The sequence below is a fragment of the Pseudoxanthomonas gei genome, assembly GCF_010119615.1.
Taxonomy (GTDB): domain Bacteria; phylum Pseudomonadota; class Gammaproteobacteria; order Xanthomonadales; family Xanthomonadaceae; genus Pseudoxanthomonas_A; species Pseudoxanthomonas_A gei.
This window is the reverse complement of sequence record NZ_QOVG01000002.1, coordinates 233,427-258,703: the sequence shown is the minus strand read 5'-3', so window position 1 is coordinate 258,703 and position 25,277 is coordinate 233,427. Positions and strand designations below refer to the sequence as shown.

The 25,277-nt window shown below is 66.4% G+C and carries 22 protein-coding genes; 14 read left to right on the top strand and 8 right to left on the bottom strand.

Going from position 1 to position 25,277, the window contains the following annotated elements:
* Positions 1-44: 44 nt before the first annotated feature.
* Together DT603_RS04120 and xerD are read right to left on the bottom strand one after the other, a co-directional pair.
* Positions 45-869, bottom strand: coding sequence for a DsbC family protein (locus tag DT603_RS04120; protein ID WP_162348584.1), 825 nt, complete (start codon positions 867-869; stop codon positions 45-47).
* Between the two features lie 546 nt (positions 870-1,415).
* Positions 1,416-2,366, bottom strand: coding sequence for a site-specific tyrosine recombinase XerD (xerD, locus tag DT603_RS04115; RefSeq protein WP_162348583.1), 951 nt, complete (start codon positions 2,364-2,366; stop codon positions 1,416-1,418).
* A 124-nt stretch (positions 2,367-2,490) separates the two neighbouring features.
* Between xerD and DT603_RS04110 the strand changes: the two genes are divergently transcribed.
* Positions 2,491-2,979 (top strand): RDD family protein, encoded by a 489-nt coding sequence (locus DT603_RS04110; protein WP_162348582.1) that lies wholly within the window; start codon positions 2,491-2,493, stop codon positions 2,977-2,979.
* A 157-nt stretch (positions 2,980-3,136) separates the two neighbouring features.
* Here the strand turns inward: DT603_RS04110 and lptG are convergent, their stop codons facing one another.
* Both lptG and lptF read right to left on the bottom strand, forming a co-directional pair.
* The gene (gene lptG, locus DT603_RS04105; RefSeq protein WP_162348581.1) at positions 3,137-4,237 is read right to left on the bottom strand and encodes an LPS export ABC transporter permease LptG; all 1,101 of its coding nucleotides are present in this window, start codon (positions 4,235-4,237) and stop codon (positions 3,137-3,139) included.
* A complete protein-coding gene (gene lptF / locus DT603_RS04100; protein WP_162348580.1) occupies positions 4,234-5,313 on the bottom strand; it encodes an LPS export ABC transporter permease LptF in 1,080 nt (359 codons plus the stop codon). Before lptF ends, lptG begins: the two co-directional genes overlap by 4 nt.
* Before the next feature lie 147 nt (positions 5,314-5,460).
* On the opposite strand from lptF, the gene DT603_RS04095 reads away from it, so the two are divergent.
* The 3 genes from DT603_RS04095 to DT603_RS04085 all read left to right on the top strand — a co-directional run bounded on the left by DT603_RS04095 (position 5,461) and on the right by DT603_RS04085 (position 10,467).
* On the top strand, positions 5,461-6,945 hold the full coding sequence (locus DT603_RS04095; RefSeq protein ID WP_162348579.1) for a leucyl aminopeptidase: 1,485 nt from the start codon (positions 5,461-5,463) through the stop codon (positions 6,943-6,945).
* 115 nt (positions 6,946-7,060) lie between these two features.
* Entirely contained in the window at positions 7,061-7,483 is a 423-nt protein-coding gene (locus tag DT603_RS04090) for a DNA polymerase III subunit chi (protein WP_162348760.1), read from the top strand.
* A 131-nt stretch (positions 7,484-7,614) separates the two neighbouring features.
* A complete protein-coding gene (locus DT603_RS04085; RefSeq protein ID WP_162348578.1) occupies positions 7,615-10,467 on the top strand; it encodes a valine--tRNA ligase in 2,853 nt (950 codons plus the stop codon).
* Between the two features lie 220 nt (positions 10,468-10,687).
* On the opposite strand, the gene DT603_RS04080 is transcribed toward DT603_RS04085, so the two are convergent.
* The 3 genes from DT603_RS04080 to gap form a co-directional block, all read right to left on the bottom strand.
* On the bottom strand, positions 10,688-12,055 hold the full coding sequence (locus DT603_RS04080; protein WP_162348577.1) for a DUF3999 domain-containing protein: 1,368 nt from the start codon (positions 12,053-12,055) through the stop codon (positions 10,688-10,690).
* A complete protein-coding gene (locus tag DT603_RS04075) occupies positions 12,052-14,775 on the bottom strand; it encodes a DUF2339 domain-containing protein (protein WP_162348759.1) in 2,724 nt (907 codons plus the stop codon). The genes DT603_RS04080 and DT603_RS04075 overlap by 4 nt, the downstream gene beginning before the upstream one ends.
* 324 nt (positions 14,776-15,099) lie before the next feature.
* Positions 15,100-16,104, bottom strand: a complete 1,005-nt coding sequence (gap, locus tag DT603_RS04070) for a type I glyceraldehyde-3-phosphate dehydrogenase (protein ID WP_162348576.1) — start codon at positions 16,102-16,104, stop codon at positions 15,100-15,102.
* Positions 16,105-16,302: 198 nt separating this feature from the next.
* On the opposite strand from gap, the gene DT603_RS04065 reads away from it, so the two are divergent.
* The 10 genes from DT603_RS04065 to DT603_RS04020 all read left to right on the top strand — a co-directional run bounded on the left by DT603_RS04065 (position 16,303) and on the right by DT603_RS04020 (position 24,428).
* Complete coding sequence (locus DT603_RS04065) at positions 16,303-16,932, top strand: OmpW/AlkL family protein (RefSeq protein WP_162348575.1); 630 nt, start codon at positions 16,303-16,305, stop codon at positions 16,930-16,932.
* Positions 16,933-16,987: 55 nt separating this feature from the next.
* A complete protein-coding gene (locus DT603_RS04060; RefSeq protein ID WP_246191556.1) occupies positions 16,988-17,830 on the top strand; it encodes a S1/P1 nuclease in 843 nt (280 codons plus the stop codon).
* A gap of 85 nt (positions 17,831-17,915) precedes the next feature.
* Complete coding sequence (locus DT603_RS04055) at positions 17,916-18,779, top strand: MBL fold metallo-hydrolase (protein ID WP_162348574.1); 864 nt, start codon at positions 17,916-17,918, stop codon at positions 18,777-18,779.
* Between the two features lie 10 nt (positions 18,780-18,789).
* Positions 18,790-19,221: a YeeE/YedE family protein gene (locus DT603_RS04050; RefSeq protein ID WP_162348573.1), complete on the top strand. Its 432-nt coding sequence runs from the start codon at positions 18,790-18,792 to the stop codon at positions 19,219-19,221.
* A complete protein-coding gene (locus DT603_RS04045) occupies positions 19,218-19,634 on the top strand; it encodes a YeeE/YedE family protein (RefSeq protein WP_162348572.1) in 417 nt (138 codons plus the stop codon). Before DT603_RS04050 ends, DT603_RS04045 begins: the two co-directional genes overlap by 4 nt.
* A 4-nt stretch (positions 19,635-19,638) precedes the next feature.
* Positions 19,639-20,172 carry a molybdopterin-dependent oxidoreductase gene (locus DT603_RS04040; RefSeq protein WP_162348571.1) on the top strand — a complete coding sequence of 178 codons (534 nt, stop codon included), beginning with the start codon at positions 19,639-19,641 and terminating at the stop codon, positions 20,170-20,172.
* Positions 20,169-20,957: a molybdate ABC transporter substrate-binding protein gene (gene modA, locus DT603_RS04035; RefSeq protein WP_162348570.1), complete on the top strand. Its 789-nt coding sequence runs from the start codon at positions 20,169-20,171 to the stop codon at positions 20,955-20,957. The genes DT603_RS04040 and modA overlap by 4 nt, the downstream gene beginning before the upstream one ends.
* An 18-nt stretch (positions 20,958-20,975) precedes the next feature.
* A complete protein-coding gene (gene modB / locus DT603_RS04030; RefSeq protein WP_162348569.1) occupies positions 20,976-21,665 on the top strand; it encodes a molybdate ABC transporter permease subunit in 690 nt (229 codons plus the stop codon).
* Positions 21,665-22,282 carry an ATP-binding cassette domain-containing protein gene (locus tag DT603_RS04025; RefSeq protein WP_162348568.1) on the top strand — a complete coding sequence of 206 codons (618 nt, stop codon included), beginning with the start codon at positions 21,665-21,667 and terminating at the stop codon, positions 22,280-22,282. Before modB ends, DT603_RS04025 begins: the two co-directional genes overlap by 1 nt.
* Positions 22,283-22,442: 160 nt before the next feature.
* Entirely contained in the window at positions 22,443-24,428 is a 1,986-nt protein-coding gene (locus tag DT603_RS04020; protein ID WP_162348567.1) for an acetyl-CoA hydrolase/transferase C-terminal domain-containing protein, read from the top strand.
* 109 nt (positions 24,429-24,537) lie between these two features.
* Here the strand turns inward: DT603_RS04020 and DT603_RS04015 are convergent, their stop codons facing one another.
* Complete coding sequence (locus DT603_RS04015; protein ID WP_211368272.1) at positions 24,538-25,047, bottom strand: REP-associated tyrosine transposase; 510 nt, start codon at positions 25,045-25,047, stop codon at positions 24,538-24,540.
* Positions 25,048-25,277 lie beyond the last annotated feature (230 nt).

Genomic DNA, 25,277 nt, shown 5'->3' with positions numbered 1-25,277 from the left:
GGCACAGGGCCGGCTTCGTCGGGATCATGTTGGCGAACGCGGGCTCAGTTGATGCCGCCCGATACGCCTGCCGCCAGCTCGTCCAGCGCCTGGCGCATCTTGTCCGGCGGCAGGTAACCGCCCAGCTGGCTGCCATCCGGGGCGAATACGGCCGGGGTGCCGGAAATTCCCAGGCGCTGGCCGAGGTTGTATTCCATGTCCACCGGCGTGCTCTGGCAGCTGCGCTTGGGCACCGGCTTGCCGTTCTTGGCATCGGTCAGCGCCTGCTTGCGGTCACTGGCGCACCAGACCGAGATCATGTCGAGGTGGTCCTTGCTGCCCAGGCCCATGCGCGGGAAGGCCATGTATTCGATGGCGATGCCCTGGCGGTTGTATTCGGCGATCTCGCTGTGCAGCTTGCGGCAGTAGCCGCATTCGATATCGGTGAACACGCTGATGGTGTACTTGGGGTTGGGCGGGGCGAACACGATGCGGTCGCCGGCCTTGACGCTCTTGAGCAGGTCCACGCGGTATTTGGAAAGGGCCGGGCTGGACTGGGTGAGTTCCTTCTTCTGGGCGATGTCCAGCACCGAGCCCTGCACCAGGTACTTGCCGTCGTCGCTGACCAGTACCACCTGGCCGCCAACGATGACCTCGCGGAAGCCGGGCAGCGGCGCTTCGCCGACGTAGTCGATCTGGACCTGCGGGTTGAGCGTCTGCAATGCGGCGCGGGCTCGGGCCTCGGGCGTGGCTCCTGTCGGCGCAGCGGCAGCCGGGGCGGCGGCCGGGGCGGCGGCTGGCTTTGCCGGCTGGCCCGGTTGTGGGGCCTGGGCACAGGCGGTCAGGCTGGCCGAGGCCAGCAGCGCGGCAATGCAGTACAGAAGCTTCATCAAGCAATCCTTGGGAACTGGGCGCAGGCGCGGGGAAGGATTCGACCGCAGGCCGGGTGCCAGGTTCGCCGATTTTCGCATATCACCAGTGAGACCGGCCCCGGCCGCTCCCAAGGGTGGCCAGAACCACAGGAATGCCCCCGACGCCCGCCCGGGCGCGATGCAGGAGCCCAAGGCTGACGGCGAGGGAATCTGGCTCAACGATGAGTCAATTTGCCTCATCGCTGAGTGGATTTGCCTCGTGCGTGTGTCAATTTGCCTCATCGCTGAGTGGATTTGCCTCGTGCGTGAGTCAATTTGCCTCGCGATAAACGCGTAGGGCGGGTCTTGACCCGCCATTCCCATCTTCCCCCTCGCGACGGCAATGGAATGAACCCCTTCCCGTGCGTAAGGCCGGTCTTGACCCGCCATTGCCATGCGCCCGGTCGCGATGGCCATCGAACGAAGCCCGCCATTGCTGCGCCCGCGCCCGCGGTGGCAATGGCGCGAACCATTTCCGCGCCTGTGAGTTACGACATGGCGGCCCACCCCCATGTCTTCTACCGATCAACCGCGCGGATGGTGCTTGCCGTGCAGCTTCTGCAGGTGTTCACGCGCAACGAAGGTGTAGATCTGGGTGGTGGACAGCGAGCTGTGCCCCAGCAGCATCTGCAGCGCGCGCAGGTCGGCGCCGCGGTTGAGCAGATGGGTGGCGAAGCTGTGGCGCAGGCCATGCGGACTGATGCGGGCCGGATCGATGCCGGCAACGGCGGCGTAGCGCTTCACCAGCCCCCAGAATTCCTGGCGGCTGGGCGCGTTGCCGTTGCTGCCGACAAACAGGCTGTCCGGCCGGGTCTTGCCCGCCAGTTGCGGGCGGGCTTCGGCCAGGTAACGCTCCAGCCAGTGCTGTGACTCCTCGCCCAGCGGCACCAGCCGCTCCTTGCTGCCCTTGCCCGTGACCCGGACCACGCCCTGGCGCAGGTTCACCGCATTGGCCGGCAGGTCGACCAGTTCGCTGACCCGCAGGCCGGCGGCGTACATGAGTTCGAACATGGCCCGGTCGCGCAGGCCCAGCGGCGTATCGACCGCCGGCGCCAGCAACAAGGCGTCTATCTGGCTTTCGGCCAGCGCCTTGGGCAACGAGCGCGGCAGCTTCGGCGGGTCCAGCAGCGCGGTCGGGTCGTCGCTGCGGTCGCCGCGTCGCAACAGCCACGCATAGAAAGCGCGCAGCGAGGACAGCAGGCGCGCATTGCTGCGCGGGGAATAGCCCTGCACGGTGCGCGCCGCGAAATAGTTGAACAGGCCGCTGCGATCGGCGGCGACCAGCCCGCCCTGGCCGTTGCGCCAGCGCGCGATGCCCTCCAGGTCGCGCCGGTAGGCGGCCAGCGATTGCCTGGCCAGCCCGTTCTCGGCCCAGATCGAATCCAGGAAGGAGGCGATCAGCAGCGCATCGGCGTCGGGTACCGGCGGCAGCGCCATGGCGGACTGGCGGCGCTCGGCAGGCGTGGCGGGATTCATCGGGGGAGCTTAGCCGCTGCAGGCCGCCGCGCGCACCGCGCGAACGCGCCACAAGCAACGCGTCGCGCTTTCGAGGCGGCGCGCGGCGTTCCGTGGAAAGGGTGGCGCCGGTATTCTGTGGCCCATGAATGACCAACCCGTGGCCCTGGAACACCCCGCCGCAACTCCGCGCCCGCAGGCACTGATCGGCTGGCGATTGCTGGCCCTGCTCTACGACCTGTGGCCGGTGCTGGCGATGTGGATGCTGGTGGCGGTGCCGTTCGTGCTCGGCTACACCTTCATCGGCGGACATGACGCGCACCAGAACATCGCGCCGTTTTCGCCGCTGTGGTGGGCGCAGTGGCTGATCTGCCTGACCGTCACCGGCCTGTATGCGGTACTCAGCTGGCGGCGCGGTGGACAGACCCTGGGAATGCGGCCGTGGCGGCTGAAAGTAGCGGGCGCCAATGGGCAGGCACCGGGCTGGAAGGCCTTGCTGGTGCGTTTCCTGGTGGGCTGCCTGTCGGTGCTGGCGGCAGGGTTGGGGTTCTGGTGGGCGTTTTTCGACCGCGACAAGCTGACGTGGCATGACCGGGCCAGCGCCACGCGCATGATCCGGCTGCCGAAAACGTAGGGCGGGTTTCAACCCGCCATTGCCATCCCCCAGGGCCCCGACGGCAACCGGGTGACATCGACGCGGATCGGCGCGAGTCGTCACACGCGCGGGAATGGATTCGTTCCATTGCCATCGCAAGCCTGACCATGTCAATGGCGGGCCAGGGCCCGCCCTCTCAGGTGCTTCTGCGCTTGAACAGCCAGGTGGAGATGCCCAGCATCAGGATCGGTGGCACCAGGTAGGCGATGCGGTAGTCGAACTTGAAGGCGCCGGCCAGGCGACTGAATTGCAGTTGCAGCAACCAGAACCCCAACGCGAACAGGATGCCGAGGAACAGCTGCTTGCCCAGCCCGCCGCTGCGCAGGCTGCCGAAGGCGAACGGAATCGCCGCCAGGCACAGGGCCAGCACATTGAGCGGATAGAACCAGCGCCCCCAGTACACGTCCTCGTACTCGCGTGCGTCCAGGCCGTTGCGGAGGCGGTATTCGATGCTGCTGGCCAGGTCGCCCACCGTCATGTAGCGCGGCCTGGCAATGGTGGCGGCGATCGCGGCGGGCTCAAGGTCCGACTCCCAGCGCATGCCCAGCATCTGTTGCTGGGTCACAGAGCGCGCATGGAAGGTCGTCCGCAGGACATTCTTCAGCACCCAGTTGCCTTCGAAATGTTCAGCGGTGGTGGCATGGGAAATCGAGGCCAGCCGCCCGTCGTCGCCCAGCTCGTACAGGCGCACATCGCGCAACTGCAGCCACTGCTTGCCGTTCTCCACGCGCTCGTCGCCGCTCTGCGCATTGAGGAAGGTATTGCCTTCGCGCGCCCAGATTCCCGAGTACTTGGCCTGCGCCAGGTTGTTGGAGGTGGCCGCGATCTTCAGGCTGTCGGCCTGGTGCTGGCCCCAGGTGCCGACGGTCTCCATGCCCACCACCATCAGCCCGGTCAGCAGCGACAGGGTGATCGCCACGGACAGGCTGAGGCGGCGGCGCGACAGGCCGACCGCGCGCAGCGCGATCAGTTCGGAGCTGTTGGCCAGCTGGCCCAGGCCCATCAGCGCACCGATCACCGCCGAGGTGGGGAACATGGTGTAGGCGCGGCGCGGAACGGTGTAGGCGACGTAGGCCACGACGTGGCCGAAGCTGTAGCTGCCCTTGCCCACGTTGCCCACTTCCGAGGCAATCGCGTTGACCACGTCCAGCCCCACCAGCACCGCCCATACCAGCAGCACGGTGGTCAGCACCACCCGGCCGACGTAGAGGTCATGCAGGTTCGGACGCAACCTCATGCCTTCAGGCCCAGGCGCTTCATGCGCCCATCGCGCAGGTACAACCACAGGCCCAGCGCCAGCAGCGGCAGGCTCAGCCACCACAGGCCAAGCAGGGCGGGAATCTTGCCTTTCGACAACGCATCGGTGCCGATGAACATCAGGTTGGTGCCGACCAGATAGGCAAGGAATCCCAGCATGATGCGGCCGTAGCGCGCCTGCCGCGGTGAACTGCGCGCCAGGGGCAGGGCGATCAGGGCGAACGCCAGCGCCAGCAGCGGCGGGGTCAGCCGCGCATGCAACTGGGCCTGCGCCTTGGCCCGCTTGTCGCTGAACAGCGCCAGGGTGGGCAGCAGCTCGGGATCGGTCTGCTCGCGCACGTCGGCGCGGTCGGGCAAGGCGAACTCATTGCTGACATAGCGCATCAGGTTGTAGTCGCGGCCGCGGTCCAGCGGCCCTTCCACGCGGAAACCCTCGTTGAGGCGCATGTAACGGTCGCGGGCGCCTTCGAAGAACATCTCCCCGCTGCGCGCGGTGACCACGTCCAGCCGCTCGCCTTCCTGGCGCTGCACGAAGATCCGCTGCAGCTGGGTGCCATCGGCGGAAATGCCGCCGATGTAGATGACGCTGCCATTGGGCAGCATGGTGAACTTGCCGGCATCCAGCCCGGCCACCACCAGGCTGCGGTTGGCGTGCTCGATCATGCGTTCGCTGGTGCGGTCGGCCCAGGGACCGAGCCAGAGCGAAAGCATGGCGACCACGGCCACCACCGGCCCCACCAGCATCAGCAGGGGCCGGAGCAGGCGCCGTGGCCCGATCCCGATCGAGGTGAGCACCGGCATCTCCGAATCCCGGTACATGCGCGCGAAAGCCAGCAGCAGCCCCAGCATCAGCGCCAGCGGCAGGATCACCGGCAGGTAGTTCAGCAACTGCAGGCCAACCTGTGACAGCAGCAGGGTCGCCGGAATGCGGCCATCGGCGATATTGCCCAGCAGGTCGGCCATGACCCCGCCCAGGCTGACCACCAGCAACACGATCAGCGTGGCCAGGAAGCTCTGGGTGAATTCACGGAAGAGGTACCGGTCCAGCTTCGCCATGAGGGGTTGGTTTACAATCTCGGGTTCGTTCGCTGGGGATTGGCCGCATGTTTACGGCCTGTTTCGCGGTCTGGCGCGGGTCATCCCGCATGCCGGGAACCAGCGATTGTACGGAACTAGTCATTAATTGATCTGGGAATCTGCTCAATGGCACTGCAATTCACCCTGAACCACGACGCGCCGGCCACGGCCAGCTTCGACTGCATCGTGGTAGGCGCATACGGCGACAAGACCCTGACCCCGGCTGCGCGCGCCCTGGATGCGGCCAGCGGCGGCCAGCTCAATACGCTGGTCCAGCGTGGCGATGTCAGCGGCAAGACCGGCAAGACCACCCTGCTGCACGACCTTGCCGGCGTCACCACACCGCGCGTGCTGGTGATCGGCCTGGGTGACGTGGCCAAATTCGGCGTCCCCCAATACCTGAAGGCCATTGGCGATGCGACCCGCGCGCTGAAGATCGGGCCGTCTGCCCACGCACTGTTCACCCTGTCGGAACTGGAAGTGAAAGGGCGCGACGCGGCCTGGAACATCCGCCAGGCGGTGATTGCCTCGGACCACGCCAGCTACCGCTACACCGCCACCCTGGGCAAGAAGAAGAACGACGACGCCGGCCTGGCCACCCTGTCGATCAGCGGCAATGACGAAACCGCGTTGTCGCAGGGCGCTGCCATCGCCGCCGGCGTGGCCTTCGCCCGCGAACTGGGCAACCTGCCGCCGAATATCTGCACCCCTGCCTACCTGGCCGGACAGGCGCAGGAATTCGCCGCCGGCCATGAAGGCGCCGAATCGGAGATCCTGGACGAGGCGCAGATGGAAGCGCTGGGCATGGGCTCGCTGCTGGCCGTCGCGCGCGGCTCGGTGAACCGCCCGCACCTGATCGTGCTCAAGTGGAACGGCGCGACCCAGGCCGACGCCAAGCCCTACGTGATGGTCGGCAAGGGCATCACCTTCGACACCGGCGGCGTCAACCTGAAGACCCAGGGCGGCATCGAGGAAATGAAGTACGACATGTGCGGCGCGGCCAACGTGATCGGCACCTTCGTGGCCGCGGTGAAGATGAAGCTGCCGCTGAACGTGATCGTGGTGGTACCGGCGGTGGAGAACGCCATCGACGGCAACGCCTATCGCCCGTCCGACGTCATCACCAGCATGTCCGGCAAGACCATCGAAGTGGGCAACACCGACGCCGAAGGCCGCCTGATCCTGTGCGATGCGCTGACCTACGCGCAGCGTTTCGAACCCGAAGCCCTGCTCGACGTGGCCACCCTGACCGGCGCCTGCATCGTGGCTCTGGGCCGCTACGCCACCGGCCTGATGAGCAAGCACGACGACCTGGCCAACGAACTGGTCGCCGCCGGCGAACACGTGTTCGACCGCGCCTGGCGCCTGCCGCTGTGGGACGAATACCAGACCCAGCTCGATTCCACCTTCGCCGACGTCTACAACATCGGCGGTCGTTGGGCCGGCGCGGTCACCGCCGGCTGCTTCCTGGCGCGCTTCACTGAAAACCAGCGCTGGGCCCATCTGGACATCGCCGGCGTGGCCAATGACGAAGGCAAGCGCGGCATGGCCACCGGCCGCCCGGTTGGCCTGCTGACCCAGTGGCTGCTGGATCGGAGCGGCCAGGAGTGAATTCGCCTGCTTCGCAGGCTGCAGATGGCAAAGGAAAGCGCTCGCTTTCCCTCTTCGCCATTCACAGTGCGCAAAGCGCACGACTTCACCCTTGACCGCGAGCGAAGCGAATCCCATGCCACGCGCCGACTTCTACCTGATCGCCAAGCCGCGGTTCCTCGAGGAACCGCTGAAGCTGGTCTGCGAGCTGGCGCGCAAGTCCTACGACGCCAACCTGTGGACGCTGATCCTGGCGCGTGACGCGGAGCAGGCCGAGCAGATCGACGCGCTGTTGTGGGAAATGGACGACGACGCCTACATTCCGCACCAGGTTGCCGGCGACGAGGAAGACGAGTTGGCGCCCGTGCTGATCGCCACGCCCGATGTCGACGTGCCGGCACGCGCGCTGGTGATCAACCTGCGCGATGCGACCTTCGACGGCCCCTGCGACCGCATCCTGGAAGTCGTGCCCGCCGACGAATCGGCGCGCGAACCGCTGCGCGAGCGCTGGAAGCAGTACAAGGCGCGCGGGTACGAGGTCAAGAAACACGATATGTGAGAGCGGGGAAGAGTGAGGGGTGAAGGGTGAAGAAAGACACTGCCGCCGCGCGCGTGCAGTCTGCGCACTTCCCGCCGTTTCCCCTTCGCTCTTTTTCCGCTCCATCCCTTTCCCTCCTTGCAGCGTCACCCATGACCGCCGAACTCGCACCCAGCTACGACCCCAAGTCCTTCGAGGCACGCCTCTACGCCGAGTGGGAAAGCGCCGGCTATTTCAAGCCCAGCGGCAAGGGCGAGCCCTACACCATCCTGCTGCCGCCGCCGAACGTCACCGGCACCCTGCACATGGGCCATGCGTTCCAGCACACCCTGCAGGACGCGCTGGTGCGCTACCACCGCATGCGCGGCTACGACACCCTGTGGCAGGTCGGCACCGACCACGCCGGCATCGCCACCGAGATGGTGGTGTCGCGCAACCTCGCGCTGGAAGGCAATGGCGAGACCCGCGATTCGCTGGGCCGCAAGGGCTTCATCGAGAAAGTATGGGAATGGAAGGCGCAGTCCGGCGACACCATCGAGCGGCAGATGCGACGCATGGGCACCTCGGGCGACTGGAGCCGCAGCAGTTTCACCATGGATCCGCCGGCCTCCAGGGCCGTTATCGAAGCCTTCGTGCGCCTGCACGAGGAAGGCCTGATCTACCGCGGCCAGCGCCTGGTCAACTGGGACCCGGTACTGCAGACCGCGATCTCGGACCTGGAAGTGGAGAACGTGGAGCAGGATGGTTTCCTGTGGTCGATTGCCTACCCGCTCAGCGACGGCAGCGGCACCCTCACCGTGGCGACCACGCGCCCGGAAACCATGCTGGGCGATGCGGCGCTGGCCGTGCATCCGGAAGACGAGCGCTATGCGCACCTGGTCGGCAAGACAGTAAAGCTGCCGCTGACTGATCGCGAAATTCCGGTGATTGCCGATACCTATGTCGAACGCGAATTCGGCACCGGCGTGGTCAAGATCACCCCGGCGCATGACTTCAACGACTACCAGGTCGGCCTGCGCCACCATCTGCCGCTGATCAACATCCTCACCCCGACCGCATCGATCAACGACAACGCACCGGAGCAATACCGCGGGCTGGATCGCTACGAAGCACGCAAGCGCATCCTGGCCGACCTCGAGGACCAAGGCCTGCTGGTCGAAACCAAGCCGCACAAGCTGCAGGTGCCCAAGGGCGACCGCACCGGGCAGGTGATCGAGCCCTACCTGACCGACCAGTGGTTCGTGCAGATGGACGCGCTGGGCGAGCGCGGCCTGAAGCTCGCCAACGACGGCGACGTGCGCTTCGTCCCGGGTAACTGGATCAACACCTACCGCCACTGGATGGAGAACCTGCAGGACTGGTGCATCAGCCGCCAGCTCTGGTGGGGCCACCGCATCCCGGCGTGGTTCGACGAGGCAGGCAATTACTACGTCGCCCGCACCGAAGAAGAGGCCTATGCAAAGGCCGCCGCTTCTGTGGGAGGGGCTTCAGCCCCGACCGCGCAGGTGGGTGAAAGCGTCGGGGCTGAAGCCCCTCCCACAACATCAGCGACCGGAATCCGCCTCACCCAGGACCACGACGTGCTGGAAACCTGGTTCAGCTCGGGCCTGTGGCCTTTCAGCACCATGGGCTGGCCCGATGCCGGCGCCATGGACGAGCGCGGCTTCGACCGCTACCTGCCCGGCAGCGTGCTGGTCACCGGCTTCGACATCATCTTCTTCTGGGTCGCGCGCATGATCATGCTCACCGACCACTTCACCGGGCAGGTGCCGTTCAAGGACGTCTACATCACCGGCCTGATCCGCGACAAGGACGGGCAGAAAATGTCCAAGTCCAAGGGCAACGTGCTGGACCCGCTGGACATCATCGACGGCATCAGCCTGGAAGACCTGATCGCCAAGCGCACCACCGGCCTGATGAAGCCGACCGACGCGCCCAAGATCGAGAAGGCCACGCGCCGGGAATTCCCCGATGGCATTGCCGCGCACGGCGCCGACGCGCTGCGCTTCACCATCGCCGCGCTGGCCAACCACGGCCGCGACATCAAGTTCGACATGGGCCGCGCCGAGGGCTACAAGAATTTCTGCAACAAGCTGTGGAACGCCACGCGCTTCGTGCTGATGAACACCGAGGGCTTCGCGGCTCCCGCAGGCACTCCCGCGGCTGTCACCGACGCCGAGAAGTGGATCCTGTCGCGCCTCGCCAAGGCCACGGCCGAGGCCGAAACCCACTACGCCAGCTACCGCTTCGACCTGCTTGCGCAGACCTTGTACGAATTCGCCTGGAACGAGTTCTGCGACTGGTTCCTGGAACTGTCCAAGCCGGCGCTCAACGGTGGCGATGCGGCGGCCGCCGACAGCACCCGCCACACCGTCCTGTACGTGCTGGAAGCGCTGCTGCGCCTGCTGCACCCGCTGGTGCCGTTCGTCACCGAGGAACTCTGGCAGCAGGTCGCCCCACGCCTGGGCATCGATGCGCCGACGATTTCACTGCAGCCCTACCCGGCCGCGTCCGATCATGCTGCCGACGATTACACGCAGGCCGGTATCGACGTCGAGTGGTTGAAGGACATGGTCTCGGGCTTGCGCCGCGTGCGCAGCGAGCTGGGTGTGTCACCCGGCAAGCAGGTGCGCCTGCTGCTGCAGGATGGCAACGCCAACGATCGCAAGCTGGCCGATCGCTATGCGTCGCAGCTGGCCTTCCTGCTCAGGCTTGAAGCGATCGAATGGCTGCAGGAAAACGAACAGGCTCCCGCTTCGGCCGTGGCCATCGTGGGTGAGTTGAAGCTGCTGGTACCACTGGAAGGACTGGTCGACCTGGATGCCGAACGCACGCGCCTGGACAAGGAGATTGCCCGGGTCGCGGCCGAGAAGGAGAAGAGCGAAGCCAAGCTCGGGAAATTCAGCGACAAGGTCCCGCCGGCCGTCATCGACCAGGAACGCCAGCGCCTGCTCGACTGGAGCGCCCAGCTGAGCGGCCTGCAGGAACAGCGCGCCAAGCTGTAACGCCGACAGGGATGCACTCCCTGCACATGCGACGGTATACCTGCACGAGCGACGCATCCCTGTAGGAGCGACGCCCGTCGCGAAGCAGTGGAACCGGGGGCGATCACGATTGGCGTGGTTGTCCCCGGAGCCGGGTTCGGGATGGCGCGATGACGCAAGTCGCTGCCGCTGCAATCTCCACTGCTTCGCGACGGGCGTCGCTCCTACAGCAGCTCGTTGGCTATTGCGCCTGCTTCGGCTTCTTCAGCAGGCTGAAGGCGAAACCGGCCACGACCAGTGCGCCGCCAACCAGCAGCGCCCACAACAGCCACGCCTTCCAGTCGCGCTCCACCGGCGCTGGCGTCAATGCCGTCGCTGCGCCGGCGAGGGATTCACCCTGGCCCAGGGTGGCGCTGGCAGGCCGCCAGTCCTGTCCGCGCTGCGCACGCAGCGCATCGACCAGCTGCGACAGTGGAGCCTCTGCACGCGCGGCCCGCGCGCTGCCGGCAAGCACCGCATAAGGCGGCTGGCCTTGTGCCAGGAACACCAGCACTTCGGGACGATAGCCGAGCCGCAACAGCGGCGCGGCGCCATCGGCAGCGGATTTTGAGGTCAGCTGCCAGTAATGATCGCGATCCAGTCCCTGCAGCGGCTGCGGCGCGGAACGGCTGCTGCCACCTTGCAACTGGAAGGCCATCCACGGTGCCGCGACGGCGCGCCATGGGGCATCCTCGTGGTCGCGCGACTTCAACATCCACTCGTTGCTGCTGTTGCCGGGGAGCACCACGTCCGCACGCTCGAACGGAAACCGCCCTTTGATTTCATAGACGAAGGCCGCGATGCCATCTTTTTCGACGACGCGCTTGCCGCTGATTTCCTCCCACTGCCAATCGGGCGCGGCGGCAGCGGCGAAACCGGCACGCACGCCGGTCAGGGCCAGCGCCGGCTGGTCCTTCTGCAACGGCTGCAGGCGCAGGTACCTGGCCTGCACGCCGTCCAGTTCGATGCGGTCCTCGAGGATGCGTGCACCGTTGTTCTGCAGGTCGACCAGGTGTCCCTCTTCCTGCACCGTACGCCAGGCTTTGAGGTCATCCGAGGCCGCGACCCGGTAGGCGCGGTCGAAAGGCCCCTGCCCTGCCTGCCAGCTGACCTGCAAGGCCCGCACGGGCTGGCGCAGGCGGCTGGTGTCGATCAGGTAATCGCTGCTGGCCGCTGCCGCCGCTCCCGCGCCGGTCATCACCACGCGACGCAGGCTGCCGTCGGCGGCGATCTCGCTGATGGAAGCGATGTCGCCCGCCAGTGCCTTGCCGGTCGGCAGCGGAAACCACGGCACCTCCACCGCGGGGATGGACTGCGCCAACGGCTGTTCCGCATCGAACAACGAAGCCGACACGGCAGCGCCTTCGGCATTCACCACCACCAGGTCTTTCAAGGCGGGGGATTGCAGTTGCGCATATACGTCGCGATCCAGCACCACGCGGTAGGCGCCGGCATCGGCATTCGACAAAGTCAGTGGCCACTGCCGGGCATAGTCCTCGCGCACACCGGCGAAGGCGGCCAGGGGCAGCAATGCAATCCAGGCCAGACGGCTGACAGCGGCGGTTTTCATGCGGGGACTTCCTCGTTGGCGGTGCGCGGCGGCGCCGGCGCGAAGTAGCCCACCAGCGTGCACAGCAGGCCGTAGGCGATGAAGGAGCCGATGCCGAGCAGGTTGCCCAGGTGCTGGCGGTCGACGAATACCAGCTTGGCCAGCACCACGCCCATCAGCACCGCGCCGGCCAGCCACAGGCCGCGCTGGCCGCGGCGTGAGCCGATCACCCAGCCCAGCACGCCCAGCACGCTCCAGACCACGGTCAGGCTGGTCTGCGCCAGGCTGGTCGAAAGCATGCCCGCGTTCCATTCGACGCCACCCCAGTGATGCACCGCGCGCAGGGTGACGAAGGTGACCATCAGGAAGCCGGCCGCCGACATCTTGAAGATGCGCAGGTTCTGCAGCCACTGCGGCGATTGTTCCGACCACAGCCAGCGCGCGGCCAGCGCCAGCAGCGCCAGTTGCGCCAGTTCCATCGGATTGAGCACCGGCAGCCACGGCAGCGGCGTGCTGTCGCCGGGCAGGAACAGGGCGACCAGCCACCACAGGCCCAGCACGGTGAAATAGACGGTCTGCAGGCCGGTGCGATAAGGATCGAAGCTTTCGCCCTGCGGTGCCGCCAGCCAGGGCCAGCGGAACATCGACAGGGTGACTGCCAGCAGCCACGGCAGGGCCAGCAACGCCGCCTGCCAGCCCTGGGCAAGATCGAAGCGCCCGGCCAGCCACGAGAACAGCATAGAGGCCACCGAAGGCCACACCAGCCACCAGGCGAACTGCGCCCAGCCAGCGAAGCGGTCTTCGCTGACGCGCAGGCACAGCAGGCTGCGGATGCCGAGTACCGCGAACACCAGCCAGGCCCACAGGCCGTAACCGGCGAACGGCTGCTGGTGCGCGTCCATCTGCAACAGCGCCAGCGGAATCGCCGCGACGAAACCGCCCAGCGTGGTCAGCGCCAGCGCGGGCGCCGGGTTGCGTCGATGCACCTCGGCGGCCAGCCAGCCGGTGACGGCGGCGAACGCCAGCACCACGTCGGCGCGCGTGTCACGGGCGATGAAATCGCCGATCTCGTTGAGCGCGGTGCCGCACCACCAGGCCAGCGCCCACAGGTAGTACGCCAGTGCGATTTGCGGCCTGTTTTCGCGGCGGTACGCCCAGGCACTGGCGATGCCGGCCAGCGCGATCAGCAACGCACCCATGAAGGTGGGATTGGCAACGGCCTGCTCGCCGGGCCAGTAACGCGAAGCACCGATGGACAACGCTGCGGCCGCAGCGAGTTGCAGGCCCGCACCTGTGACCTGGGGCAGCCAGCGTTGTTGGCGCAACCCCAGCCAGGCCAGGGCGGCGCCTTCCAGCGCGAACACCGATGCGGTCGCACGTGCCGACAAGGCCAGTGGCACGGCAAGCGTGGCGAAGCCCACCGCGAGCAGGGCGTACGAGGTGCCCAGCGCTGCATAGCGCTCGCGGTGGATGAACAGTTTCGCCAGCACCGCGTACAGCGCGCCGAGCCCCAGTGCGAACAGCGCCAGCGGCATGCGCGGGCTGTCATCGGCGGGCATCAGCAGGGCGGCCTGCAGCGAGAACACCACCAGCGGCGTTCCGAATACCAGGCAGCCGTCGATCAGGTCGCCGCGGCTGGCCGGCTGCTTGCGCGCGTACAGGATCGGGATGAGCAGGTAGAAGGCCAGGAACAGCAACAGGAAGGGTTCGGTGCTGGCCAGCTTGGTGGCGTCGTACTTCAGCACGCCCCACAGCGTGCCGATGCCGAAGGTGAAGACGAAGCCCAGCAGGTTCAACACCCGCCACGGCCGGAACCAGGCGATGGCGAGGATGGCTGCGTTCAACACCGCGTAGTAGGAGAACAGCGCGACGTGGTTGCCGCTGCCGGTGGACAGCCAGATCGGCGCCATGAAACCGGCCAGGATGCCCAGCACGGCCAGCGTCTTCGAGTCCTGCAGCACCGCCAGCACGCCCATGCCCGCAATCAGCACCACGCTGATGCCGAACGCGGGCGCCGCTTCCAGCAGGTCGTAGCGCTTGAATGCGGCGAACACGGTCAACAGCAGCACGCCGATGGCGCCGCCCTGCAGCGCCAGCGCGAACGCGCGCTTGTGCTCGCGCTGCCGCCAGCCGAATACCAGGCCGGCCAGCGCCGCAGCGGAAATGCCGGCCAGTCGCAGTTCGATCGGCAGGGTGAACATGCCCTGGTCGACCGCGTATTTCAGCAGCGCGGCCACGCCGGCCAGCAGCACCAGCATGCCGATCTTGACCGGCACGTTGCCCACGGTGAACCAGCGCTTGACCGCGCGCGAGGCGACGGTGAATACATCCGGCGTTGATGGCGGCGGAGGCGCGGAAGAACGCCGCGCGGCTGCAGGAATCCGCGGTGTGGGCGGCAGTGGCGGCGGCAGTGGCGCGGCGAGCGTCGGGTCGGGAACTTCGACTTGCGTAATGATGACGGCCGGCTCCTGCACGCTGGGCCTGCGTGTGAGTTCGGCCAGTGTCGGTTCGCGAAGACCAGGCTCCGCAGCAGGTGCGCCCTGGGCAACGGGCCCGTTATCGACCCGTTCACCGCCGTGCACGGCGGCCGGCAACGGCGATGGCGCGATGCGCAGGCCTCGCACTTCATCTTCCAGGTCGCCGACGCGGCGCTTCAGGCCACTGATGGAAACCAGCGCCATGACCAGCAGCACCGGTACCGCCAACACCACCAGTCCAAGCAGAACCAGTATCCCCGCCAGATCATCCATTCGCGTCCATTCCCCATGCCTGCTTCAGCGAAGCGTCGATGAATCGGTACCGCTTTGCAACTGGCTTACCATCGCGCCCCTTCCAACGCCATCCTCCTAACACCGGAAGAACCGCCTGACCGGGTGTCGTAGGAGCGACGCAAGTCGCGAAGCCAGGAAATCGTCGGGACCCGTTCTGTCTGCAATCGGGTAATGCGTGTTTCGCGACTTGCGTCGCTCCTACAACAGCAGGTTTTAGCGACAACGGGTAGGGCCCGGATACGACGGGAGCGCCATATAGGCGCTCCCGTCAAACTTTCGTTGGATAGGTGTGGCCTACTTCGCCGCCACCACGCGCACCATTTCCAGACACTTGTTGGAATAGCCCCATTCGTTGTCGTACCAGCTGACCAGCTTGACGAAGGTGCTGTCCAGGGCGATGCCGGCATCGGCGTCGAAGATCGAAGTGCGGGTGTCGCCGCGGAAATCGGTGGCCACCACCTTGTCCTCGGTGTAACCCAGGATGCCCTTCAGCGCGCCTTCGCTCTGCGCCTTCATCTCCGCGCAGATCTCGGCGTAGCTGGCATCCTTCTCGAGCTCGACCACCAGGTCGACCACCGAGACATCCGAGGTCGGCACGCGGAACGACATGCCGGTCAGCTTCTTGTTCAATTCCGGGATCACCACGCCGACGGCCTTGGCCGCGCCGGTGCTGGAGGGAATGATGTTCTCGAGGATGCCGCGGCCGCCGCGCCAGTCCTTGTTGCTGGGGCCGTCGACGGTCTTCTGGGTGGCGGTGGCCGCGTGCACCGTGGTCATCAGGCCGCGCTTGATGCCCCACTTGTCATGCAGCACCTTGGCGATCGGCGCCAGGCAGTTGGTGGTGCAGCTGGCGTTGGAGATGATCGCCTCGCCCGCATACTTCTTGTCGTTGACGCCGAACACGAACATCGGCGTGTCATCCTTCGACGGCGCCGACAGGATCACCTTCTTCGCGCCCGCATCCAGATGCTTCTGCGCAGTGACCTTGTCCAGGAACAGGCCGGTCGATTCGATGACCACCTCGGCGCCCACTTCGTCCCACTTCAGGGCGGCCGGATCGCGTTCCTGGGTCAGGCGGATCTTCTTGCCGTTGATCACCAGGTGGTTGCCGTCGATGGACACGTCGCCATCGAAACGCCCGTGCACCGAGTCGTACTTCAGCATGTAGGCCAGGTAGTCCGGTTCCAGCAGGTCGTTGATGGCCACGATCTCGATGTCGTTGCCGAAATTCTGCACGGCCGAACGCAGCACGTTGCGCCCGATGCGGCCGAAGCCGTTGATGCCCACCTTGATCGCCATTGCCTGTAACTCCTGGATATAACGGACTGGATTGAATGGAACGGGATTGGCGATTTTAGCCGATCCGCCCTGGCCACGTGAGGACCGCCGCCCATGCACGCCTGCGGGCGAAGGAACTTGATCATTCTCAAACGCGCGTTTGGAAGGCGGCGGAAAATCGGTTGCAACGGGTGATCGTCACCCCACGGAGAGCAACCCATGATCCACAGCCAACGCCCCCTTGCCCTGGGGCTCGCCCTTGCCCTTGCCGGCCTCGCCACACCCGCCCTGGCCCAGTCGGCAGGCGACTGGACCCTGGGCGTCGGCGTGCACCAGGTGAACCCGAAGTCCGGCAACGGCGCCCTCGCCGGCGGCACCCTGGCGTTGGACGTCGACAGCGACGTCAAGCCGACCATCACCTTCGAATACTTCGTGCGCCAGAACCTCGGCATCGAGGTGCTGGCCGCGCTGCCGTTCAAGCACGACATCGCCATCGACGGGCTGGGCACCGTGGGCAGCACCAGACACCTGCCGCCGACCGTGTCGCTGCAATACCACTTCAACAGTGCCGGCACGGTCTCGCCGTTCGTGGGCGCGGGCATCAATTACACGACCTTCTTCAGCGAAGAAAGCAGGGGCGCGCTGGCCGGCGACCGCCTCAAGCTCGGTGATTCCTGGGGCCTGGCCGCGCATGCCGGCCTGGACTTCAAGGTCGGTGAGCGCGGCGCCGTGCGCGTCGACGTGCGCTGGGCCGATATCGACACCGAAGTGTCGTTGAACGGCGCCAGGCTGGGCAGCGCCAACATCGATCCGCTGGTCTATGGCGCCGCCTACGTCTGGAAGTTCTGATCCCCGCTGCCGCGCGTCATCGGGTGTACGGATCATGCCGGGTAGAATCCACTGCATGATCCGACTCCCTGCCTTACTGATTGCCTGCATTTTCCTGTTGCCGCTGCCAGCCATGGCCTGGTCCAACCTGGGTCATCGACTTGTCGGCGAACTCGCCCAGCGCCACCTGACTGCAGCGGCCAACGCGCAGGTTGCCGGACTACTGCAGGGCGAAGCCGAGCCCAGCCTGGCCGGCATCGCGTCCTGGGCCGACACGCTGCGCAAGGACGACCCGCAAGCCTATCCCGGCAGCGATCGCTGGCACTACGTCAATTTTCCTGCCAGGACCTGCACCTACGAGCCGCCACGCGACTGCCCCGACGGCAACTGCGTGGTCGGCCAGATCGAGCGCCAGCGCCTGATCCTGGCCGACCGCACGCAGCCCGTGGCCGTCCGGCGTGACGCGCTGAAATTCCTTGTGCATTTCGTCGGCGACGCGCACCAGCCGCTGCACAACAGCAACTACAAGGACAAGGGCGGCAACGATTACCAGATCAGCCTGCGCACGCCATTGGTCCCTACCGGCGAACTGGCCAGCAAGTATGTGGACGGGGTGATGGGAACCAACCTGCATTCCATCTGGGACTACTACGTGCTCGCGTCGGCAGGCCTGACGGCGGATGGTTATTCCGAGCGGTTGGGCACGCGCCCGTGGCCGCCGGAGAACATCGGCAAGTCCCCAAGGCCGGCGGACTGGTCGATGGAAGCCTGCAAGCTGATCGACGCGCATCGCCTGTACCCCAAGGGACACAGGCTGGACCATCGCTACCTGGATGCGCAGCGTCCGCTCGCCGAGCGACAGGTGGAGATTGCGGCCAAGCGTCTTGCGGACCTGTTGAACGCGACGCTGGTGAATTGACAGCTGGTCCGCACAAGCGGCGGCCGGCTGGGGGTCCTGTCCAGGTGCGCGCCGTCGCCAAGATTCCTGCATGCGGGAGAACATGATGAATCCACAGGTAAAGGCCTTCTTCCACCCGCCCAGCAATACCTGGAGCTACGTGGTATCGGACCCGGCCAGCGGCGCCGCCGCACTGGTGGATGCGGTGCTGGATTTCGATCCGAAGTCGGCGCGCACTGCCACCACCTCGGCCCAGGCACTGCTCGACCATGTGCGCGATACGCAGCTGCAGGTGGCGTGGATCCTGGAAACCCATGCGCATGCCGACCACCTCAGCGCCGGTCACTGGCTGAAGGCGCAATTGCCGGATGCGAAACTGGCCATCGGCGAAGGCATCCGCGCGGTGCAGCAGACCTTCGGGCCCGTGTTCAACCTGGGCGCGCAGTTCCCGGTGGACGGCTCGCAGTTCGATCACCTGTTCGGCGCCGACGAAACCTTCACCCTCGGTTCGTTGCAGGCACGCGTAATCGCCGTGCCCGGCCACACCAGCGACAGCAATGCCTACCTGGTCGGCGACGCGCTGTTCACCGGCGACTCGCTGTTCATGCCTGACGGCGGCACCGCCCGCTGCGATTTTCCCGGGGGCGATGCCGCGCTGCTGTATCGCTCGATCCAACGCCTGTTCGGGTTGCCGGATGCCACGCGGGTATTCGTCTGCCATGACTACGCACCGGGCGGTCGGGAGTTCGCCTGTGAAACCACGATTGGTGAACAGAAGCGTTGCAACATCCACGTGCACGAACGCATCAGCGAAGCCGAATTCGTTGCGATACGCGAAGCGCGCGACGCTACGCTGGAAATGCCGGCGATCATCATTCCCGCGCTGCAGGTGAACCTCCGCGCAGGCGAGCTGCCCGCGGCGGAAGACAACGGATTGCGTTACCTGAAAGTGCCACTGGACAAATTCTGAGGAGCGCGCGATGCCTACTTCCTTCACTCCACTGACCGCACTGGCAGGCGGCGCGCTGATCGGACTGGCGGCGACAGTGCTGTATGCGGCGCTGGGCCGCATCGCGGGCATCAGCGGCCTGCTCAACCAGGCACTGGAGCAGGCCGCCGACCGCGGCTGGCGCATCGCATTCCTGTTGTCGATGATCATCGGTGCCGCGCTGTGGTTCGCGCTGGGGCATGGCGTGCCCTCGCCCCGCAATGATTTCCCCCTGCCGTGGCTGCTGGCGGCCGGCCTGCTGGTGGGTTTTGGCACGCGGCTGGGCAATGGCTGCACCAGCGGCCACGGCATCTGCGGGCTGGCACGGCTGTCGCGCCGGTCACTGGTGGCGGTGGTCGTGTTCATGGCCTGCGCGATGCTGACGGTCTTCGTGCTGCGGCACGCCGTGGGAGGCATCGCATGAACCGGCTGCTGGTCGCCACGGTTTCCGGCTTGCTGTTCGGCCTGGGCCTGGCCGTGTCCGGCATGACCGATCCGGACAAGGTGCTGAACTTTCTCGATGTGGCCGGCCAGTGGGATCCGTCGCTGGCCCTGGTGATGGGGGCCGCGCTGGCGGTCAGCGCGCCGGCGTTCGCCTGGATGCGCAGGCGCGGACGCAGTTTCAGCGGCGCCGCGTTGCCCGATCCGCCCTCGCCACGCCTCGATGCGCGCCTGCTGGCCGGCAGTGCGCTGTTTGGAATCGGCTGGGGCATCGCGGGCTACTGCCCGGGGCCGGCCCTGGCCAACCTCGCCCACGGCACGCTCGAAGCGGTTGTCTTCGTCCTTGCCTTGCTGGCAGGCTCGGCGCTCTGCCGCAAGTTCCTGCCTGTACGCTGAGCCCATGAAACCGTCTTTCCGATCCAGCCTGCTCGCACTCGCGCTGGCGACCACGCAGGCGGCGCTGGCGCAGCCCGCACAGGGTGATGCAAGCACCGCATCGCTGCACCAGCACGCGTCTTCGCCCGGCAACGTGACACACGCCTCGCCGCTGGTGGTATCGCTGGACACCGCCTTCCTGGCAAGGCTGCCGCGCGAGTCAGTGACCGCGATGGCGCACGGAAAGACCCTGCGCTGCGCAGGCATTCCACTGGCAGTGCTGCTGCGCGGCGCTGGCGCGCTGGATGCGGAAGCGCTGCGGGGACCGCGTCTCGCCAACTACGTGCTGGTCACGGCGCGCGATGGCTACCGCGCCTTGTTTTCGCTGGCCGAAGTGGAACCCACGCTTGGCAACCATCGCGTGTTGCTGGTCGACCGCTGCGATGGCAAGGCACTGGACCAGGAAGACGGCCCGCTCCGCCTGATCGCGCCCGGCGAGTCACAGGATGCGCGCTGGGTCCGGCAAGTCCATTCCATTACCGTGGTAAGCGCCCCATGACATCCATCGGAACCCTGATGCGACTGCTGTTGTGCGCAGTGATGCTGGCCGCCCTGCTGCCTGCCGCGCGTGCCGCCGATGCTTCGGGGCCGCTGACCGTGTTCGCCGCCGCCAGCCTGAAGGAATCGCTGGACGAAGCAGTCCTCGCCTACCAGAAGCAAACCGCACAGCCGGTGCGCGTGTCCTATGCGGCCAGTTCCGCACTGGCGCGACAGATAGAACAGGGCGCGCCGGCCGACGTGTTCCTCTCCGCCGACCTGGAATGGATGGATTACCTGCAGCAACGCAAGCGGGTCGACACTGCCACGCGACGCAACCTGCTGGGCAATACCCTGGTGCTGGTTGCGCCGGCCGCCGGCGACGTCAGGCCGGTGAAAATGCAGCGCGGCGTCGACCTGCTGCCGCGATTGGGCGCCAGTGGCCGCATCGCCATGGGCCTGGTGGCCAGCGTCCCGGCAGGAAAATACGCCAGGGCCTCTTTTGTTTCGCTGGGCGCGTGGACTGCGCTGCAGCCGCGCGTGGCCGAGGCCGAAAGCGTGCGCGCCGCGTTGATGCTGGTGGCGCGCGGTGAGGCGCCGCTCGGCGTTGTCTACGGCAGCGATGCGCAGGCCGAGCCGAAGGTACGCGTGGTCGGCGTGTTTCCAGAAGACACGCACCCCCCGATCGTCTATCCGGTGGCGCGCATCGCGTCGAGCCGCCACCCCGGCGCGGCGGCTTTCGTCCGCTGGCTGGCCACACCCAGTGCGGCCCGGATCTTCCGTAAGCACGGCTTCAAGGTGCTGTAGGTCGGCGTACCCGGACCCATGTCGCCATTCACCGCCGATGAACTGACCGCGATCGCGCTCAGCCTAAAGGTCGCTTTCACTGCGGCGCTGGCCAGCCTGCCGTTCGGCATTGCCCTGGGCTGGCTGCTGGCGCGCAAGCGCTTCTTCGGCAAGTCGCTGGTTGATGCGCTGGTGCACCTGCCGCTGGTATTGCCGCCGGTGGTGGTGGGCTATGTGCTGCTGGTGAACTTCGGCAGCCAGGGCGTGATTGGACGCTTCCTGGCGAACTTCGGAATCGATTTTTCGTTTCGCTGGACCGGCGCCGCGCTGGCCAGCGCAATCATGGGTTTTCCGTTGATGGTGCGCGCGATCCGCCTTTCCATCGAAGCCACCGACCGGCGCTTGGAACAGGCTGCATCGACGCTCGGCGCGAGTCCCTGGCGCGTGTTCCACACCATCACCCTGCCACTGGCCTGGCCTGGCATCGTGGCCGGCGCGGTGCTGGCATTCGCCAAGGCACTGGGTGAATTCGGCGCCACGATCACCTTCGTCTCCAATATTCCCGGGGAAACGCAGACCCTGTCCGCCGCGATCTACAACCTGCTGCAGGTGCCCGGCGGAGAATCCAGCATCTGGCGGCTGGCGATGGTGGCGGTGGGTATTTCGCTGCTGGCCCTGCTGCTGTCCGAATGGCTGGCGCGCCGCCAGCGCGAAGACGAGGTGCACTGATGCTGTCGCTGGACCTGCAGCTGCGCCGCGGCAGCTTCGAGCGCCACGTGCGCGTCGAGGACACGGCCCGGGTGATCGCGCTGAGCGGACACTCGGGCGCCGGCAAGACCAGCGTGCTGCATGCCATCGCGGGACTGGTGACGCCACGCTCCGGCCACATCGAAATCAACGGGCAGCGCCTTTACGACAGCGCGCGCGGCATCGACGTCCCGGCCCACCGCCGCCGCGTCGGCTATGTATTCCAGGACGCACGCCTGTTCCCGCACCTCGACGTGCGCCGCAACCTGCAATACGGACGCCATGCGGGCGGCACGGCCGAGGCCTTCGGTTTCGACAACGTGGTCGCGCTGCTGGGAATCGAACCGTTGCTCGAACGCCGCATTGCCAACCTGTCCGGCGGCGAATCCCAGCGCATCGCCCTGGGCCGCGCCCTGCTCTCGCAACCAGCCCTGCTGCTGCTGGACGAGCCGCTGTCGATGCTCGACCAGGCCCGCCGCGAGGAACTGATCCCCTACCTGCAGCGCGTGCGCGACGAGACCACCCTGCCAATCATCTACGTCAGCCATTCGGCCGACGAGGTGAAACGGCTGACCGACGCGGTGCATCTGCTGGACTGAGAATGCCCCCGTGACCGGGCTTGTTGTGGGGGGCTGACCAGCCACAAGTTCAACAGCGACAGCCAGTCCGCGGCTGGAGACCGTGTCGCAAGGGGCCATTGCCACGGGGCAATCCGCATTTTCCATGGTCAGTTCAAGGGCGCGCCGTTACCCTTCCCCCATGACCATGCACCTCACTGATCTTGACGAAGCCGTTTCGCTGCTGCTGAAGCGCATCCCCGGCACCCTGCGCATCGCCGCGCCGCTTGGCATCGGCAAGCCGCACCGGCTGCTCAACGCGCTGTACCAGCGCATCGAACAGGAACCGGCCCGCCGGCTGGAAATCTACACGGCGTTGTCGCTGGATCCGCCAAGTGCAGCGCCGGGGCTGGAACGCCGCTTCCTGGGCCCATTCGCTTCGCGGCATTTCGGCGAAGACTTCCCGCGCCTGCGCTACGTGGAAGCGCTGAAGCGCGATGCTTTGCCGGCCAACATCACCGTGGAGGAGTTCTACATGCAGTCCGGCGCGCTGCTGCATTCGTCGCAGGCGCAACGCCGCTATACCAGCCTCAACTACACCGAGGCCCCGGCAGGCGTGGCCCAGCGTGGCGCCAATGCAATCCTGCAGAAGGTGGCGCGTGAGCCGGATCCGCCGCATGGCAGGGCAGCGAGGCTTTCCATGTCATGCAACACCGACACCACCCAGGATACGGTGGATGCAATTCGCGCCCTGGGCTTGCCACGCCCTTTTCTGGTTGCTGAAATCGATCCGCTGTTGCCATGGATCGATGGGACCGCGGCGGTGGAGGAAAGCTATTTCGACCTGGTGATCACCCCGCCCGGCCCCTATCCGAAGCTGTTCGCGATGCCTCGCCAGCCAGTGGGCGACACCGACTACGCCATCGGCCTGTACGCCAGCACGCTGGTGCGCGATGGCGGCACGCTGCAGATCGGCATCGGTGCGCTTTCCGACGCGCTGTCGCATGCGCTGACGCTGCGCCATACCGACAACGAAAAGTATCGCGAAATCCTGCACGCGCTGGACCCGGAGCTCACCCACCACCCGGCGGTAATCGCCAGCGGCGGCATGGCCCCGTTCACCATCGGCCTGTACGGCTGCAGCGAGATGCTCAACGAAGGCTTCAAGCGCCTGGTCGAAGCAGGGGTGATACGGCGCAAGGTGGTGGACGACGAAGCGCTGATGGAGCGCCTGGCCAATGGCAGCGCCAACCTCGGCGACCAGGCACGGCTGCAGCGCGACGGCGAGTACCTGCATGGCGCCTTCTACCTGGGATCGCCGGCCTTCTACGACTGGTTGCGCAACCTTCCCGACGACCAGCGCCGCGCGATCGGCATGCGCCGGATCAGCGAGATCAACCAGCTCTACGGCGGCCACGAATCGCTGGAGCGCCTGCAGCGCGTGGGGTCGCGTTTCTTCAATACCTGCATGATGGCCACGGCGCTGGGCGATGCGGTATCGGACGGGCTGGAAGACGGGCGCATCGTCTCCGGCGTGGGCGGCCAGTACAACTTCGTGGCCATGGCCCATGCCCTGGACGATGCGCGCAGCGTGCTGATGTTCCGCTCGCAACGCGGCGAAGGCGATGCGGCCGAATCCAGCGTGCGCTGGAACTACGGGCACACCACCATCCCCCGCCACCTGCGCGACATCTTCGTCAACGAATACGGCATCGCCGACCTGCTCGGCCAGACCGACGAGGATTGCGTGATCGCGATGGCCGCCATCAGTGATGCGCGCTTCCAGCAGCCACTGCTGGACCAGGCGAAGGCATCGCGGAAAATCGACAAGGACTTCGCCGCCGAACCCGAGTGGTCGCGCAACACCCCGCAACGCCTGCGCGATGCATTGGCCCCGTTCCGCAGCGACGGCACCCTGCCCGACTACCCGCTGGGCAGCGATTTCACCGAAGTGGAGCAGCGGCTGGCGAAGGCGCTGGGATGGTTGAAGGCCCAGACCGGGACGCTACCGAAGAAGGTTTCGACGATATTCCGGGCTGTTGTCGGACCGGTGCGGGCGGATGAGGAGGCACAGCAGAGGATGGGATTGGCACGGACTTCGGGTCTGGCCCAAAGGATCGAGTCGAGGCTGCTGGCCTATGCACTGCGACAGGTTGATGTGCTGGCAGTTGAAAGGCGTCGGGGCTGAAAGCCCCTCCCCACAACGGCGCAGTCCAGCGGCCTTGGAAGCGCGGGTCGCGAAAGTAGTTGCTGCGGAGGGAGCTTCAGCCCATACCCGTGCTTTTGTGGGAGGGGCTTCAGCCCCGACGCTCTGAGCGCACATCGGCATCCTCTGCCGACAGCCAAATGCTGTCCCAGTAAGGATAGTCGCCCAGCCTGTCGACCAGCGCCGCGCGTAAGGGGTTGGCAACCAAATATCGCGCTGCTTTGACAACGCTCTGTTCGTGACGCAGCGCGCGATCATGGAACCCCGGCATCCACACCGGTCCAGTTCGACCCGCAGCGAGATTGATGGCGCGAGCCGACTTTCCCTTCACCCTCCCCAGCAGATCAGCGAGAGATTCAAGACTGCCGAGCTCGACCAACCCATGCCAGTGGTCGGGCATGAGCACCCAGCACAGCAGGCGTGCGTCCGCCCAGTTGCGCGCATCCGAAAATATCGAACAGGCAAGGGATGCTGAAGTCCAGTCGAGGAAGAGTCTTTGACGCTGGTGGGTGACGGTGGTGACCAGGTACACCTGGCCTGGCCCAGACCAGCGGCCACGGCGCAAAGCCTGGTATCCGGGCAGGGGCGGTTGCAGATTCATGCCCGCATCCTCGTGCCTGCCTGCTTTGCGCGCCATCAGCTGATGGCGCGCCCTGCTGTCGGAAGAACCTCTTATCTAACAGGAGAGTGTGGGAGGGGCTTCAGCCCCGACGCTCATCCCGCTGCGTTCGTCGGGGCTGAAGCCCCTCCCACAAAAACCCTATGCACGCTGCGATCACTCATGCCGATCGGTTGTGAGGCGCTGAAGCCCCTTCCACAAAATCCCGTTTG

Coding starts and splice junctions, on each gene's coding strand:
- DT603_RS04045 (WP_162348572.1), top strand. CDS start 19,218: ATGAACCGGCTGCTGGTCGCCACGGTTTCCGGCTTGCTGTTCGGCCTG.
- DT603_RS04110 (WP_162348582.1), top strand. CDS start 2,491: ATGAATGACCAACCCGTGGCCCTGGAACACCCCGCCGCAACTCCGCGC.
- DT603_RS04095 (WP_162348579.1), top strand. CDS start 5,461: ATGGCACTGCAATTCACCCTGAACCACGACGCGCCGGCCACGGCCAGC.
- lptG (WP_162348581.1), bottom strand. CDS start 4,237: ATGAGGTTGCGTCCGAACCTGCATGACCTCTACGTCGGCCGGGTGGTG.
- gap (WP_162348576.1), bottom strand. CDS start 16,104: ATGGCGATCAAGGTGGGCATCAACGGCTTCGGCCGCATCGGGCGCAAC.
- DT603_RS04120 (WP_162348584.1), bottom strand. CDS start 869: ATGAAGCTTCTGTACTGCATTGCCGCGCTGCTGGCCTCGGCCAGCCTG.
- DT603_RS04055 (WP_162348574.1), top strand. CDS start 17,916: ATGAATCCACAGGTAAAGGCCTTCTTCCACCCGCCCAGCAATACCTGG.
- modB (WP_162348569.1), top strand. CDS start 20,976: ATGTCGCCATTCACCGCCGATGAACTGACCGCGATCGCGCTCAGCCTA.
- DT603_RS04065 (WP_162348575.1), top strand. CDS start 16,303: ATGATCCACAGCCAACGCCCCCTTGCCCTGGGGCTCGCCCTTGCCCTT.
- DT603_RS04040 (WP_162348571.1), top strand. CDS start 19,639: ATGAAACCGTCTTTCCGATCCAGCCTGCTCGCACTCGCGCTGGCGACC.
- DT603_RS04090 (WP_162348760.1), top strand. CDS start 7,061: ATGCCACGCGCCGACTTCTACCTGATCGCCAAGCCGCGGTTCCTCGAG.
- DT603_RS04020 (WP_162348567.1), top strand. CDS start 22,443: ATGACCATGCACCTCACTGATCTTGACGAAGCCGTTTCGCTGCTGCTG.
- modA (WP_162348570.1), top strand. CDS start 20,169: ATGACATCCATCGGAACCCTGATGCGACTGCTGTTGTGCGCAGTGATG.
- DT603_RS04060 (WP_246191556.1), top strand. CDS start 16,988: ATGATCCGACTCCCTGCCTTACTGATTGCCTGCATTTTCCTGTTGCCG.
- DT603_RS04015 (WP_211368272.1), bottom strand. CDS start 25,047: ATGAATCTGCAACCGCCCCTGCCCGGATACCAGGCTTTGCGCCGTGGC.
- lptF (WP_162348580.1), bottom strand. CDS start 5,313: ATGGCGAAGCTGGACCGGTACCTCTTCCGTGAATTCACCCAGAGCTTC.
- DT603_RS04085 (WP_162348578.1), top strand. CDS start 7,615: ATGACCGCCGAACTCGCACCCAGCTACGACCCCAAGTCCTTCGAGGCA.
- DT603_RS04080 (WP_162348577.1), bottom strand. CDS start 12,055: ATGAAAACCGCCGCTGTCAGCCGTCTGGCCTGGATTGCATTGCTGCCC.
- DT603_RS04050 (WP_162348573.1), top strand. CDS start 18,790: ATGCCTACTTCCTTCACTCCACTGACCGCACTGGCAGGCGGCGCGCTG.
- xerD (WP_162348583.1), bottom strand. CDS start 2,366: ATGAATCCCGCCACGCCTGCCGAGCGCCGCCAGTCCGCCATGGCGCTG.
- DT603_RS04025 (WP_162348568.1), top strand. CDS start 21,665: ATGCTGTCGCTGGACCTGCAGCTGCGCCGCGGCAGCTTCGAGCGCCAC.